Here is a 13,956-nt window from a genome sequence, read left to right as displayed (position 1 = left end):
GGAGGGGTGCGGGCCAGATCACCCAGTGGACTGCTGAAATCGCCGCGAACTGGCCTGCTTCAGAGGTCCAAAAGCGGCCTACCCTCGGAGGCGTCACCCCACCTCGTGCGCTTTCCGAAAGGTCCAGCAGTGTCTGACGACTCCACGAACACGGCCACCACCTCGCTCACCGGCACCGCCCGGGTCAAGCGCGGGATGGCGGAGATGCTCAAGGGCGGTGTGATCATGGACGTGGTCACCGCCGAGCAGGCGAAGATCGCCGAGGACGCCGGCGCCGTCGCGGTGATGGCGCTCGAGCGGGTCCCCGCGGACATCCGCGCGCAGGGCGGCGTCGCCCGGATGAGCGACCCGGACCTGATCGACGGCATCATCGAGGCCGTTTCGATCCCGGTCATGGCGAAGGCCCGCATCGGCCACTTCGTCGAGGCCCAGCTGCTTCAGTCGCTCGGCGTCGACTACATCGACGAGTCCGAGGTGCTGACCCCGGCCGACTACGAGAACCACATCGACAAGTGGGCCTTCACCGTGCCCTTCGTCTGTGGTGCGACCAACCTCGGCGAGGCGCTGCGCCGTATCAACGAGGGCGCGGCGATGATCCGCTCCAAGGGCGAGGCAGGCACCGGCGACGTCTCGAACGCGACCACGCACATGCGCAAGATCCGCGCGGAGCTGCGCCGCCTCTCCTCACTGCCCGAGGACGAGCTTTACGTTGCGGCGAAGGAACTCCAGGCCCCGTACGATCTCGTCAAGGAGGTCGCGGAGAAGGGCAAGCTCCCCGTCGTGCTGTTCACCGCCGGTGGTATCGCGACCCCGGCCGACGCCGCGATGATGATGCAGCTCGGTGCCGAAGGCGTGTTCGTCGGCTCCGGCATCTTCAAGTCCGGCAACCCGGCGCAGCGCGCCGAGGCGATCGTCAAGGCCACCACGTTCCACGACGACCCGGACGTCATCGCGAAGGTTTCGCGTGGCCTCGGTGAAGCGATGGTCGGGATCAACGTCGACGACGTGCCCGAGCCGCACCGCCTGTCCGAGCGCGGCTGGTGAATCCGAGTGATCGAGGGACCGGCCCGGCCGGTCCCTCGATCACTTCTCCGGATCCGGCCCCGGCCGGGCGTACCGGCCGGTAAGGTCCGGGCATGAGCCAGACGATCTCGTTCACCGACCTCAACTTCAAGCTCGCCGTGGTGCAAGAGCTGATGTACAACCAGGAACTCCTGCCGAAGTTCGACCTGGGGCAGTACTCCGCCGAGAAGGGCTTCTCCTACGACAGTGGCAGCGTCGAGGCGGTCCCCGAGGCCTTGGCCTACTTCGAGGAGCTCGAGGTCCCCGCCGAGCTGGCGGAGAAGATCACCGAGATCGAGATGGACGGCGGCAACGAGATCTACCTCGAGATCGCGCCGAACTGGGACGGCGAGGACTCGTTGTTCGACGTCGACGAGTTCGCCGATGTCGCGCATTTCCCCAACCTGAAGTCGATGACGCTGCTCTACACGGGCAACGACGAGGCGCTCGAGACGCTGCGTGCCCGGGGCATCGAGGCGGACTGGCTCTGATCGGCCGGCGGCGCCGATAAGCGGATGAACCGCGGTCCCTTTCCGGCCGCTTAAGCGTCGGGTAGCGGATCACGGGACCTTGATTCCGGCGTGCGGAGGGCACGCCGGGATCTAGGAGGACAAATGCGCACACTCCGGTTCGTTTCCGCCGCCCTGGGCGCCGCCGCGATCGCGACCGCGCTCGTGGCTGCACCCGCTTCGGCCGCGACCGACGGAGCGGCCACGCTGAAGGCCGCCGGCGTCGACGCGGCGAAGCTCACCCCGGGCTGGAAGGTCACCCGCGACGAGGTCGTCTGGAACAACGGGGAAACCACACTGTCGCTCTCGCCCATGGCGCCGGGGGATTGCGCCGCGAACTACGTGTGCCTCTGGGAAAACCGCGATTTCACCGGCAGGCGATTGCAGTTCCGGGACCCGGGGCTGAAGAATCTGGTCGATTACGGATTCAACGACCAGATGTCGTCCTGGTACAACCGGCGTGGTGTCGATGCCCGCTGGTACTACAACATCGGCGGCGGGACCAGCCGCTGCATGCAGGCGGGAGCCCGGTCGGCGTATGTGGGCAACGGTGACAACGACCAGGCGACTTCGTTGAGAATTTACACCTCGGCCAGCGCCTGCTGAGTTCGACTTTCCTTCGAATGCCGGACGCCGCCTTCGGATATTTGTGACACTCTCGGTCAGGGGTGTCTCGAATACTGGGGGAGAAAACGGTGAAGGAAAAGAATTATTTCTATCGGTTGTTCGGTGAACCCGCGGCCGAGTGGCAGGGCGTCGACCTGCCACTCGGCCCGCCACAGGCGCGCCGGGTCTTCGCGCTTCTGCTGATCGAGGCGGGGCGGCCGGTGCCCCTCGACCGGATGATCGACGAGCTCTGGGGCGAGGCGCCGCCGATTTCGGCGAGAGTTCAGGTCCAAGGTCTGATCTCAGGCCTTCGCCGGGCTTTGCGCAAGCCGGCCGGTGGAACGCCGATTCTCACCAGGGGAGCGGCGTATCTTCTCGACGCGGCGCCCGAGGAGACCGACACCGGCCGCTTCACCCGCCTCACCGCCCAGGGCCGCGAACTGCTGGCCCGTGACTGCCATCGCGAGGCCGCTCAACGATTCCGGGACGCGCTCGAACTCTGGCGCGGACCGGTGCTCGCCGGCATCCCCGCCGCGGCCGAGGTGGTCGCGCACTGGGAGGAAGAACGCCTGTCGGTACTGGAGGACAAGGCCGACGCCGAGCTCGGCCTCGGCGAACACGACAGGCTCGTCCCCGGGCTGCGCGACCTGCTCGCCGAGGCGCCGTTCCGTGAACGGGCCTGCGGGCAGCTGATGACCGCGCTCGCCCGCGCCGGCCGGATGGCCGAGGCGCTCGACGTCTACGCCGGATGGCGCCGCAGGCTGGTCGACGAACTCGGCGTCGAACCGTCGGCGTCGATTCGCGCGTTGCAGTGCGAGATCCTGCGCGAGGGACGGGGCAGGACCGCGCGCGAGTATCCCGCGTACCACGACATCGCCGTGCCGAGCCAGCTGCCGCCCGGGATCCCGGACTTCGTCGGCAGGGACGCGCTCATCGCGGATCTGCTGAGGGAACTAGGCGAGGGCGACGGCCGCGACACCCCGCCCGTGCTGCTGCTGACCGGCGCGGGCGGAGTCGGCAAATCTTCGCTGGCGATCCGGCTCGCCCACCGGGTCGCGCACGGCTACCCCGACGGGCGGTTGTTCGCGTCCCTGCGGGGGACCACGAACGAGCCGAGGCCGCCGGATGCCGTACTCGCCGGTTTCCTGCGCGCCTTCGGCACCCCCGCCGACGAGATCCCGGCCGACGCCGACGAATGCGCCTGCCTGTTCCGCAGCCTGCTCCACGGCCGTCGCGTGCTGCTCGTCCTGGACGACGCCGCCGGAGAGGCACAGCTGCGTCCGTTGCTTCCCGCGTCCGGCGGCTGCGCGGTGATCGTCACGAGCCGGTGCTCCCTGGCCGGACTCGAACTCGGCCGCAAGGTCCCGGTCGATCTCCTGCCACCGGAGGACGCGGCGGCTCTGCTCTCGAAGCTCACCGAGACCGGCGAAGATCCCGTTGCCGCCCGGCAGGTCCTCGAACTGTGCGGTGGCCTCCCGTTGGCGTTGCGGATCGCCGGCAGCCGGATCGGCGACCGCGCGGGATGGCGGCTCGCCGACGTCGCGGGCGAACTGTCCGTCGAAGGGCGACGGCTGGATTGGCTGCGCACCGGGGATCTCGCCGTTCGCGGCAGCCTGTCCCTCGGCTACCGGCAACTGACGCCGGACCGGCAGCGGGTCTTCCGAAGGCTCGGTTTGCTGCCCGCCGCGGATTTCCCGGTCTGGGCGGCGGCGCTGGCGGACGGCGGCGAGCCAGAGGCGACGTCCCGCGCGCTCGAAGACCTGCGGCATCGGCATATGATCCAGCCGGTTCCTCGGACCACTGGCGCACCCCGGTACCGCTTGCACGATCTCCTGCGCGCGTTCGCCGTCGAGCAGGCCGAGCCGGAACGGCTACGCGCGGAGACGGTCGAAAGAGTGCTCGGCGGCTGGCTCTGGCTCGCCGAAAAGGCCGCGGAACGGTTGCCCCGGAGCGTCTTGCGGCCCGAAGCGGGCGGCGCGACCCGGACCTCACTCGACGAAACGCTGGTGACGGAACCGTTTTCGTGGTTCCGGTGCGAACTGCCCGCCCTGCAGGCCGCCGTCTCGCACGCGGCGGACGCCGGACTGGGCGAGCTCGCCTGGGAACTCGCCGTCGTGACCTCGTCGTACTTCGACCACAATGGACTGTACGCGGAATGGTCGCGGTGCCATCGATGCGCTCTCGCCGCGGCGAGGGAGTCGGGGTGCGCGCGCGGGGAAGCCGCGCTGCTACGGGGAATCGGCCAGATCGACCTGTACCGGGACGACTACCCGGCGGCGGATGAGGCGCTCACCGAGTCGTGCCGGATCAGCGAGCGGATCGGCGACCCCGCCGGACGGGCCAGGGCGCTGACCGGGCTCAGCGTCCTCGCCCGGGTGACCGGACGGCCGGAGGAAGCGCGCGCGACCGCCAGGGGGGCGCTGGTTCTCTTCCGAGAGGTCGGTGACGTTCTCGGCATGGCGCACGCGCACACCTCGTACGCCGTCGCGAGCGTGGAGCTCGGGCTGCTCGACGAGGCGGAAGCGGCACTGGACGACGCCGGCCGCCTGTGCGCCGAGCTGAACGATCCGCACCGCACGGCGCTCGTCCTGCGCAGGCGGGGCCAGCTGTACTTGCGGCGCGAGGACCGGCGGAACGCGATGTCCTGCCTGCGCCGCGCGCTGGAGCTGCTGGACTCGCTCTCCGACGACATCTGCGCCGCGCGGGTCCGGCTGGACCTCGCGCGGGCCCCCGCGAAGGTGCTGATCGCTACCTAGACCGCGTGCCACCGCGCCGTCGGCAAGGCGGGGACCCGGCGGCCGCGGTGACCGGTCATCTCCTCGTTCGCGAACAGGGCGTTGAGCACCGCCTCCTCGGTCGCCTGCACCACCGCCTCGAAGAACGGGTCGAGCCTGCCCCACGGGACGAACCGCAGGCTTTCGTACTCGGCTTCCTCCGTGCGCGGGAACCTGCTGGTGAGCGCTCCCGGGTTCGCCGTGCTGAAGGCGAGGAAGAGGTCGCCGGAGAAATGCGAACCCGCGGTTCCCGTGCGGGCGAGGCCGAGCGGGACCCGGCGGGCGAGCGACGTGCACTGGCCGGGCAGCAGGGGAGCGTCGGTGCCGACGATCACGATCACGGACCCGGCACCCGAGGGCGCCGTCCAGGCCTCCTCCATCGGGTTGTCGGCGCCGAGTTCCGTTCCCACGTGCTCACCCGCGACGGTGAGCTCGCGACGTGAGCCGAAGTTGGCCTGCACCACCACTCCCACGGTGTACTCGTCGTCCCCGTAGGACACGACGCGGGACGCGGTGCCGGTGCCGCCCTTGAAGCCGTAACAGGTCATCCCCGTGCCGCCGCCGACGGAGCCTTCGCTGATCGGACCCGTTCGCGCGGCATCGATCGCGGCGATGGCGTGTCCACTGTGGATCGTCGGCGCGGTGCTGTCGTTCAGGTAGCCGTCCCACGTCTCGGCGACCACCGGGAGCAGCCATTCGGCGGCCACGTCGGGCCGCTCGCGTACGACCCAGTCGATCGTGCCGCGGTGGCACGCGCCGACGGCGTGCGTCGAGGTGATCAGCACCGGCAGGGTCAGCGACCCGGTCTCGGCCAGCCACGCGGTGCCGGTCATCTCGCCGTTGCCGTTGAGGGCGTACGTCCCGGCCGCGCACGGCACGGCGAAGTCCTCGCGTCCGCGCGGCAGGACCGCGGTGACGCCGGTGCGCACCGACTCGCCTTCGACGAGGGTCGTGAAACCGATCTCGACGCCGGGGACGTCGGTGAGCGCGTTGTGCTCGCCGGTCCGGCCGGGCAGCGGGACACCCAGGTCGCGGGCGCGGGTCATGGACGGTCCTCCAAGGGGTTCGAGGTGGCTGTGCGGGCGTAGGAGAGCAACATCGCTTCGGCCGTGGCGGTTTCCAGCGTCGGTACGGCCTGAGTGAGGTGCAGGCCGTAGCCGTCTTCCAGCGCGACGAGGTTCCGCGCGATCGACACCGGGTCCGCGGTCAGGGTGAACTCGCCGGTGGCGGCGCCCGCTTCGAGGATGCCGGTGTAGATCCGCACCTGCTGCTCGTAGAGCGTGATGTGCCGGGCGGCGTACACGGGATCGCGGCGGGCGATCGTGCCGAGTTCGTAGAGCAGCACGCAGAGTTCGTCGTCGGGACCGGCCGGCAGACCGCTGCGGATCATCGCCCGCAACCGGTCGGACGGTTTCGCCGTCGTGCTCGCGGCCAGTTCCCTCGCCGAACAGAACCGGGCAACCGCCTCGCGCTGCACTTCCTGGAGCAGGTCGGTGAGGGTGGGGAAGTAGTACAGGACCGAACCCGACGACAGGCCCGCGCCCTCGGCGACGTCCCTCAGCCTCAGGTTCAGCACGCCGCGTTCGAGGACGGCCTGCCTGGCCACCGCGATCAGTTCGGTACGCCGCTCCGCCGCCTTGCTGGGTCTCGCCATGCCCTCATTCTTCGAATCTTGTTCGAAAAACGCAAGAGCTGGGAGCGATCAGCTCTTGACGTCACACGATGGAGGGCCTTTGATGCGTGCTCAACGGTTTTCCGAAGGAGATTCAAGGAACCCACCTTGTAGGAGGTCGGCCGTGTCCACTCCCGCCCTGCGCCGCGGTCTGCGCACCCTCGGCACGCTGCTCATCACGCTGTCCGCGATCAGTCCCGCCTCGTCGGTCTTCATCATCGCGCCGGGGGTGATCTCCGGTGCTGGGACGGGCGCCTTCTACAGCTTCGTGGCCGCCGCGGTGGTCGGTGTGTTCATGGCCTTCGTCTACGCCGAACTGGCGTCGGCCTTTCCCCTGGCGGGAGGCGAGTACGCGATCGTCACCCGCACGCTGGGCCGCTTGCCCGGATTCGCCGTACTGGGCCTGATGATCATCACGCAGGTGCTCATCGTCGCGGTGATCGCGCTCGGCGTCGGCACCTACCTCGGCGTGCTCCTGCCCGGCGTGCCGGGTTCGGTGATCGCCGCCGTGACCTGCGTGGTCGCGGCCGTCGTCGGCATCTTCGACATCAAGCTCAACGCCTGGGTCACCGGGATCTTCCTGGCGATCGAGATCCTCGCGCTGATCGTGGTCAGCGCGCTCGGGCTGCTGAACCCGGCACGCTCGTTCACCGAACTGCTGGCCCATCCGGTCGCCTCGGACGGCGGACCGGCCACGGTCGGCGCCATCGCGATCGCCACGTCGGTCGCGATCTTCGCCTACAACGGCTACGGCTCGGCCGTGTACTTCGGCGAGGAGACGCAGGACGCGTCGCGGGGGATCGCCAGGGCGATCCTGCTCGCGCTGGGCATCACCGTGCTCGCCGAGCTGGTCCCGGTGACCGCCGTCCTGCTCGGCGCGCCCGATCTGAACGCGCTGTTCGCCTCGGAGAACATGCTGTCCTACTTCATCGATTCGCGCGGCGGCGGAACCCTCGACACGGTGCTCGGGCTCGCGGTCGCGCTCGCGATCATCAACGCCGTGCTGGCGATCGTGCTGATCAGCTCGCGGATGCTGTTCAGCAGCGGCCGCGACCGCGCGTGGCCGTCGCCGGTCAACCGGACGCTGGCCGCGGTGCATCCGAAATTCGGGACGCCGTGGGTCGCCACCGTCGGCACCGGGCTGGTGGCCGCCCTGCTGTGCTTCGTCGACCCGAAATTGCTGCTGGTGGTGACGAGCACGTCGATCGTGGCGGTCTACGCGGCGCTCTGTCTCGGCGCGATCGTCGGACGGCGGACCGGCGCCACCGCGCACGCGAAGTACCGGATGCCGTGGTTCCCGGTCGCGCCGGTGCTGGCGCTGGCCGTCCTGGTGTTCGTCGTCTACCAGAACCTGCTCGATCCGGCGGTGGGACGGCCGAGCCTCATCGTCACGGCCTGCGTCGCACTGCTGTCCATCGCGTATTACGTCCTGGTGCTGCGGCGGAAGGGTGGCTGGAAACTCGCCGACGTCACCGAGGAGAAGGAACCGGTCTGATCAGGTGTACTCGGCGATCTCGACGCCGTACGTGCCCGGTTCGAGTGCCTCGAAGATGTGCGGGACATCGCCGGGGTAACAGATGTAGTCCCCGGGCAGCAGTTCGACCGGCTCGTCCAGCGGGCCGACCTTGGCGCGGCCCGCACTGAGGACGATGTGCTCGACGATGCCGCTCATATGCGGATCCGAGAGCCGCGGTTTCCCGGGCTCGGCGCGGATGAGGTACACGTCGCGCCGGGCGCCGGGCGGGCACGAACTGAGCAGGGTGCACGCGTAGTCGGCGTGTTCGGCGAACACCGTCGGACCGCTGCCCGAGCGGATGACCTGCACGCGAGGGCGTTCCGGCTCGACCACCCGCGAAAACGGGACGTCGAGCGCGACGCACAACGCCCAGATCGTCTCGACGCTCGGATTCCCGGTGCCGGACTCCAGCTGCGAGAGCGTGGATTTCGCGATGCCGGCGCGTTTGGCGACCTCGGTGAGGGACAGCCCGGTGCGGGCGCGTTCCCGGCGCAGGGACATGGCGATGACGTCCAGTGGGGCGCCGTCGGACGCGGTCGGGGACATGCGTTCGCTCCATCGGTCATTGCGTTCGCCTTGACGAACACGGCTGCGTTCGTTCATTGTATGACGCTATGCGTTCGATATGGCGAACAACCGCTCGTGTCCTGGGGCGCGATCTTCTCCGTGACATCGGGCTGGTCTGCCTCGCCGACACCATTGTCGGCATCTCCTACGGCGCCATCGCGGTGGGCTCCGGCTTCCCGATCTGGGCGCCGATGCTGCTTTCCGTGCTGGTCTTCGCCGGTGCCTCGCAGTTCATGTTCGTCGGCATCATCGCCGCGGGGGGCAGCCCGGTCGCGGCCGTCGCGGCGGGACTGCTCGCCAACGCGCGGCATCTGCCCTTCGGCTTCGCGATCGGCGACGTCCTCGGGAAGCGGTGGTCGTCGAGGATCGTCGGCAGTCACCTGATGATCGACGAATCCGTCGCGTTCGCCCTGGCCCAGCGTGACGAAGAGCGGCGCAAGGCGGCGTACTGGGTCTGCGGGATCGGGCTGTTCGTCTGCTGGAACGTCGGCGTCCTCGCCGGGGCCTACGCCGGGACCGCGATCAGCGACACCGACGCGTTCGGTCTCGACGCGGCCTTCCCGGCGGTCCTGCTCGCGCTGGTCCTGCCGTCGCTGCGTGACCGCGCCGCCCGGCTGCCGGTGCTCGTCGGTGTCGCCGTCGCGCTGGCGACGACGCCGTTCCTGCCCGCCGGGCTGCCGGTGCTGCTCGCGCTGGTCGGCGTGCTGGCCGGGGTGGCGGCCAAGGAACCCGCCGAACGCGAACCCGAGGGAGTGCACTGATGGATCCGCTGGAACTGATCATCGCCGGCGGTGTGCTCGCGGCCGGGACCTTCGCCTTCCGGTTCGCCGGACCGGTGCTGAAGGCACGGTTCACCGTCTCGCCCAAGGCCGAGAAACTGATGGCGCGTTCGGCCGTCGTCCTGCTGGCCGCCCTGGTCGCGGTCGCCGCGCTCACCGAGGGTCACGAGTTCGCCGGCTACGCCCGGCCCGCCGGAGTGCTGGTCGGTGGCGTGCTGGCCTGGCGCAAGGCGCCGTTCGCGCTGGTCGTCGTCGCGGCCGCCGCGACCGCCGCCCTGCTGAGGCTGGCCGGGGTCCCGTGACCTGGCCCTTCCCCGGGGCGCCTAAGCTAAGGGGAAGGTCTTTCGGGAGGTCGGGTGGCGATCGCGACGGGGGCACGGCCGGTGGTCGGCGTGCTCGCACTGCAGGGCGACGTGCGGGAGCACGCCGCGATGGTGGAACGCGCCGGTGCGCGGGCTCTGCCGGTCCGTCGCCCGAGTGAACTGTCCGAAGTGGATGGTCTGGTGCTGCCGGGCGGCGAGTCGACCACCATGTCGAGGCTGCTGGAGACCTTCGAACTGCTGGAGCCGCTGCGCGAACGCATCGCGGAGGGCATGCCCGCGTTCGGCTCCTGCGCCGGGATGATCCTGCTCGCCCGCCAGGCCCTCGACGGGCGGCCTGACCAGCGGCAACTCGGCGGTCTCGACGTCGTCGTCCGGCGCAACGCGTTCGGGCGGCAGGTGGACTCCTTCGAGGCGGACCTCGACTTCACCGGCGTCGAGGGCGGCCCGGTGCACGCTGTGTTCATCCGCGCCCCGTGGGTGGAAAAGGCGGGCGACGGGGTCGAGGTACTCGCCAGTGTCCCCGAAATGCCGGGCTCCGAGGACGCGGCCGCTAGGATCGTCGCGGTCCGGCAGGGGGCGGTACTCGCCACGTCGTTCCACCCCGAACTCACCGGGGACGAACGCGTGCACAGGCTGTTCGTCGACCTCGTGCGGCAGGCTTAGCAAAACCGACACTGTGCTCAGCGGCGGGCACAGGAGTAGATGGAGGAGAGATGAGCGGCCACTCCAAGTGGGCCACCACGAAGCACAAGAAGGCCAACCTGGACGCGAAGCGCGGCAAGCTCTTCGCCCGGTTGATCAAGAACATCGAGGTGGCGGCCCGGACCGGCGGTGGCGACCCGGACGGCAACCCGACGCTCTACGACGCCATCCAGAAGGCCAAGAAGAACTCGGTCCCGCAGGACAACATCGAGCGCGCCCGCAAACGCGGCGCCGGTGAAGAGGCCGGTGGCGCCGACTGGCAGACCATCACCTACGAAGGCTACGGCCCGAACGGTGTGGCCGTGCTGATCGAATGCCTCACCGACAACAAGAACCGCGCCGCCATGGAGGTGCGCACCGCGCTCACCCGGAACAACGGCTCGCTCGCCGACCCGGGTTCGGTCGCCTACATGTTCAACCGCAAGGGCGTCGTGATCATGCCCAAGGGTGACGCCGGCGAGGACGACGTGCTCATGGCCGTGCTCGACGCGGGTGCCGAAGAGGTGAACGACCTCGACGAGAACTTCGAGATCGTCTCCGAGGCCACCGACCTCGTCCCGGTCCGGAAAGCCTTGCAGGAAGCCGGTTTCGAGTACGAGTCCGCGGATCTCACCTTCCTGCCGTCGGTCAGCGTCCCGCTGGACGTCGAAGGCGCGAAGAAGGTCTTCAAGCTCATCGACGCGCTCGAGGATTGCGACGACGTGCAGAACGTGTACGCGAACTTCGATGTTTCGGACGAGGTCATGGCCGAGGTCGGCTGATCGATTGTTCGCGACGACGTGCGGAACGTGTACGCACTGCGCCGGATTCCATGTTTCGGACGAGGTCATGGCCGAGGTCGGCTGATCGATTTTCCCGCCATGCCGCGGAAAATCGGTCCCGGGACTAGGTGCGGGCGCTCGCGTGGGGCACAATGTCGCGCGTGACGACCTCCGAAGCCGACGCCCTCACCGCCGAAGAAGCCGAACTGATCCAGTGGATCGAGGGACAGGCGAAGGCGAGAGGGAACGCGGTCATCGCGGTCGAAGGCGACGAGAACGACGCGCCCTTCTGCTTCACCGCGTGCGCCTGGGCGTTGCACAACGTCGCGGAAGCGGTCGTGATCGGACTGCCCGAGCACATGGGGCCGGTCCTCCTCGACGCCTACGTCGACCGCGCGGCCGCGGGCGAGATCTTCGAGGTCGGCAAACGGTACGACGATTTCTTCGAGGGCGCGCCGGTGGTCTTCGAACGGGTCGCGAAGGGGCACTATCCCGAGTACTTCGGGAGCGCGTTCCTGATCTACCCGGACGGGGACTTCCCGGCGCTGCAACTGATCGTCGCCACGCCGGAAGGGCACTTCCCGTGGCACGCGGACGCGCCCGAGGGCTTCGCGCGGTACCAGCCGGTGCTGACCGAATCCGGTGACCCGGAGAGCTGGACCCCGGGCGTCGACGGACCCTGAGGTTCGCTTAGTACGTGAAGGCCCCCTTCATTGCGCTAGACGCAATGAAGGGGGCCTTCACGTACTCGGGGCAGGCGTGTGCCGAGTGTTACCGCAGGTGAGGGGTGTGCGGAAATAGAGACGTTCAACGTCTCTATTTCCACACACCCCTCACCTCTCCGGTGGTCTGGCATCGTGACCGGAGCGGTCACGTGGGGCACTGTGTGGCTTTTTGGTCATCCAACGTCCCGAAATCCACACAGTCGGCGTGCTGGGGCGGACGTCAGGCAAGGACATGCAAAGACCCACGCTCACTCGAGCCAGGGCTCCAGATCCGTAGCCGCGTCCGGCCACTCGCCGACCAAAGCAGCCGCGGACCGGAACTCCACGCAGTCGTCCGTATAAGGCGGCACCACCACGGTGCCGACCAGGCTCCACTCACCGGTACTCACCGACGCCTGCCACACCCCGGCGGGCACCACCACCTGCGGACGTTGACCGGCCGCGACGTCCGGACCCAGCACCGGCCGCGAAACACTCCCGTCCGGGAACAACAGCAGCATCCGCACCGGCGCCCCCGCGTGGTGCGCGTAGATCTCCAGCCGGTCCAGCCGGTGCGGCGCCGAGGCCTCCGGAGGCGCGAGCAGGTAGTAGATCGCGGACGCGGTTTCGTCGCGCCAGCTCTGCGCCCAGCGGCCACCCTCCACGGGTAACGGCTGAAGACCCAGATGGGCGGTGAACTCGTCGGGACTCGGCATGTCCTCATCTTGCCCGGCCCCTGCTCCGGGTAGCCTCGGAGCTCGAACTGATGTTCGCCGGAGCGGAGGAAAACGCGTGCGGGTACTCGGGGTCGACCCCGGTCTGACCAGGTGCGGGCTCGGGGTGGTCGACGGCGGCACGGGCCGCACCGTCCGCCCGGTGGCCGTCGACGTCGTGCGGACCCCGCCGGACGCCGATCTCGCCGTACGCCTGCTGGGGATCTCCGACGCGGTCGAGCGCTGGATGGATCGCTACAAACCCGAGGCCGTCGCCGTGGAGCGGGTGTTCGCGCAGCACAACGTGCGCACCGCGATGGGCACCGCGCAGGCGGGCGGCGTCGTCGCGCTCGCCGCGGCCCGGCGCGGACTGCCGGTCGTGTTCCACACCCCGAGCGAGGTCAAGGCCGCCGTCACGGGCTCCGGCCGCGCGGACAAGGCGCAGGTCACCGGTATGGTCATGCGGCTGCTCGGTCTCGAGGTCAAACCGCATCCGGCGGACGCCGCGGACGCGCTCGCGCTCGCCATCTGCCACCTGTGGCGCGAGCCGATGCGGGTCCGGCTCGCCGAAGCCGAGGCCAGGGCCGCCGAGATCGCCAAGAACCACAAGGCCAGGCTTGCCGCCGCGGCCAAACAAGCAAAGACGCAGGGAGCGGCTCGATGATCTCCTCGGTACGCGGTGAAATCCTCTCCATCGGTCTCGACCACGTCGTGATCGAGGTCGGGGGAGTGGGCTTCGCCGTGCAGGCCACCCCCGCCACCCTCGCGACGCTTCGCCGAGGCGAGCAGGCGATGCTGCACACCGCGCTCGTGGTCCGTGAGGATTCCCTGACACTGTTCGGTTTCGCCGACGCGGATGCCCGCGAGCTGTTCGGCCTGCTGCAGACGGTCTCCGGGATCGGCCCGCGGCTCGCGCTCGCGACGCTCGCCGTCCTCGATCCCGACAAGCTGCGGTCCGCGCTGGTCGAAGGCAACATCACCGTGCTCACCCAGGTGCCCGGCATCGGCCGCAAGGGCGCCGAGCGGCTCACGCTCGAACTGCGGGACAAGGTCACCGCGCTCGCGGGCCCGACCGACGGTTCGCCGTCGGTCGTCGCGCCCGGCGCGCTGCGGGGCGAGGTCGTCGAGGCGCTCGCGGGCCTCGGCTTCCCGGCCAAACAGGCCGAACAGGCCGTCGACAAGGTGCTCGGCGAGGGCGAAGGCCACACGACGTCGTCCGTGCTGCGCGCCGCGTTGGCCACCCTCGGGCGTAAGCGGTAACCGGCCAC

At 69.5% G+C, this 13,956-nt stretch carries 16 protein-coding genes; 12 read left to right on the top strand and 4 right to left on the bottom strand.

Features of this window, described 5'->3' with window-relative positions:
• The first annotated feature begins 129 nt into the window (after nt 1-129).
• The 4 genes from pdxS (at nt 130) to ACOCEP_RS33835 (ending at nt 4,933) form a co-directional block, all read left to right on the top strand.
• Entirely contained in the window at nt 130-1,044 is a 915-nt protein-coding gene (pdxS, locus tag ACOCEP_RS33850) for a pyridoxal 5'-phosphate synthase lyase subunit PdxS (RefSeq protein WP_007034941.1), read from the top strand.
• A gap of 92 nt (nt 1,045-1,136) precedes the next feature.
• Nucleotides 1,137-1,553: a DUF6892 domain-containing protein gene (locus ACOCEP_RS33845; RefSeq protein WP_482333396.1), complete on the top strand. Its 417-nt coding sequence runs from the start codon at nt 1,137-1,139 to the stop codon at nt 1,551-1,553.
• Between the two features lie 123 nt (nt 1,554-1,676).
• The gene (locus ACOCEP_RS33840) at nt 1,677-2,177 is read left to right on the top strand and encodes a peptidase inhibitor family I36 protein (RefSeq protein ID WP_482333394.1); all 501 of its coding nucleotides are present in this window, start codon (nt 1,677-1,679) and stop codon (nt 2,175-2,177) included.
• An 89-nt stretch (nt 2,178-2,266) separates the two neighbouring features.
• Nucleotides 2,267-4,933 (top strand): AfsR/SARP family transcriptional regulator, encoded by a 2,667-nt coding sequence (locus tag ACOCEP_RS33835; protein ID WP_482333392.1) that lies wholly within the window; start codon nt 2,267-2,269, stop codon nt 4,931-4,933.
• Here ACOCEP_RS33835 and ACOCEP_RS33830 read toward each other — a convergent pair.
• Nucleotides 4,930-5,997: a DmpA family aminopeptidase gene (locus ACOCEP_RS33830; protein ID WP_482333390.1), complete on the bottom strand. Its 1,068-nt coding sequence runs from the start codon at nt 5,995-5,997 to the stop codon at nt 4,930-4,932. The genes ACOCEP_RS33835 and ACOCEP_RS33830 overlap by 4 nt on opposite strands.
• Nucleotides 5,994-6,605 (bottom strand): TetR/AcrR family transcriptional regulator, encoded by a 612-nt coding sequence (locus ACOCEP_RS33825; RefSeq protein ID WP_482333388.1) that lies wholly within the window; start codon nt 6,603-6,605, stop codon nt 5,994-5,996. Before ACOCEP_RS33825 ends, ACOCEP_RS33830 begins: the two co-directional genes overlap by 4 nt.
• 142 nt (nt 6,606-6,747) lie before the next feature.
• On the opposite strand from ACOCEP_RS33825, the gene ACOCEP_RS33820 reads away from it, so the two are divergent.
• On the top strand, nt 6,748-8,118 hold the full coding sequence (locus ACOCEP_RS33820; RefSeq protein ID WP_482333386.1) for an APC family permease: 1,371 nt from the start codon (nt 6,748-6,750) through the stop codon (nt 8,116-8,118).
• Here ACOCEP_RS33820 and ACOCEP_RS33815 read toward each other — a convergent pair whose 3' ends face one another.
• Nucleotides 8,119-8,685 carry a helix-turn-helix domain-containing protein gene (locus ACOCEP_RS33815; RefSeq protein ID WP_034308044.1) on the bottom strand — a complete coding sequence of 189 codons (567 nt, stop codon included), beginning with the start codon at nt 8,683-8,685 and terminating at the stop codon, nt 8,119-8,121.
• A gap of 68 nt (nt 8,686-8,753) precedes the next feature.
• Between ACOCEP_RS33815 and ACOCEP_RS33810 the strand changes: the two genes are divergently transcribed.
• The 5 genes from ACOCEP_RS33810 (at nt 8,754) to ACOCEP_RS33790 (ending at nt 11,954) form a co-directional block, all read left to right on the top strand.
• Nucleotides 8,754-9,467 carry an AzlC family ABC transporter permease gene (locus tag ACOCEP_RS33810; protein WP_482333383.1) on the top strand — a complete coding sequence of 238 codons (714 nt, stop codon included), beginning with the start codon at nt 8,754-8,756 and terminating at the stop codon, nt 9,465-9,467.
• Nucleotides 9,467-9,787: an AzlD domain-containing protein gene (locus tag ACOCEP_RS33805; protein ID WP_007034928.1), complete on the top strand. Its 321-nt coding sequence runs from the start codon at nt 9,467-9,469 to the stop codon at nt 9,785-9,787. The genes ACOCEP_RS33810 and ACOCEP_RS33805 overlap by 1 nt, the downstream gene beginning before the upstream one ends.
• 54 nt (nt 9,788-9,841) lie before the next feature.
• Nucleotides 9,842-10,471 carry a pyridoxal 5'-phosphate synthase glutaminase subunit PdxT gene (gene pdxT / locus ACOCEP_RS33800; RefSeq protein WP_482333381.1) on the top strand — a complete coding sequence of 210 codons (630 nt, stop codon included), beginning with the start codon at nt 9,842-9,844 and terminating at the stop codon, nt 10,469-10,471.
• Between the two features lie 50 nt (nt 10,472-10,521).
• Nucleotides 10,522-11,271: a YebC/PmpR family DNA-binding transcriptional regulator gene (locus tag ACOCEP_RS33795; protein WP_016334762.1), complete on the top strand. Its 750-nt coding sequence runs from the start codon at nt 10,522-10,524 to the stop codon at nt 11,269-11,271.
• A gap of 152 nt (nt 11,272-11,423) precedes the next feature.
• Entirely contained in the window at nt 11,424-11,954 is a 531-nt protein-coding gene (locus tag ACOCEP_RS33790) for a DUF4262 domain-containing protein (RefSeq protein WP_482333379.1), read from the top strand.
• A gap of 290 nt (nt 11,955-12,244) precedes the next feature.
• Here the strand turns inward: ACOCEP_RS33790 and ACOCEP_RS33785 are convergent, their stop codons facing one another.
• A complete protein-coding gene (locus ACOCEP_RS33785) occupies nt 12,245-12,691 on the bottom strand; it encodes a cupin domain-containing protein (protein WP_482333377.1) in 447 nt (148 codons plus the stop codon).
• A gap of 76 nt (nt 12,692-12,767) precedes the next feature.
• Between ACOCEP_RS33785 and ruvC the strand changes: the two genes are divergently transcribed.
• Both ruvC and ruvA read left to right on the top strand, forming a co-directional pair.
• Nucleotides 12,768-13,352: a crossover junction endodeoxyribonuclease RuvC gene (gene ruvC, locus ACOCEP_RS33780; RefSeq protein WP_016334759.1), complete on the top strand. Its 585-nt coding sequence runs from the start codon at nt 12,768-12,770 to the stop codon at nt 13,350-13,352.
• On the top strand, nt 13,349-13,948 hold the full coding sequence (gene ruvA / locus ACOCEP_RS33775; RefSeq protein WP_016334758.1) for a Holliday junction branch migration protein RuvA: 600 nt from the start codon (nt 13,349-13,351) through the stop codon (nt 13,946-13,948). The genes ruvC and ruvA overlap by 4 nt, the downstream gene beginning before the upstream one ends.
• The last annotated feature ends 8 nt before the right edge of the window (nt 13,949-13,956 follow it).

The organism is Amycolatopsis sp. CA-211722 (assembly GCF_056828465.1).
Note: the sequence above shows the minus strand (reverse complement) of the source record. Positions and strands in the feature narration are given on the sequence as shown.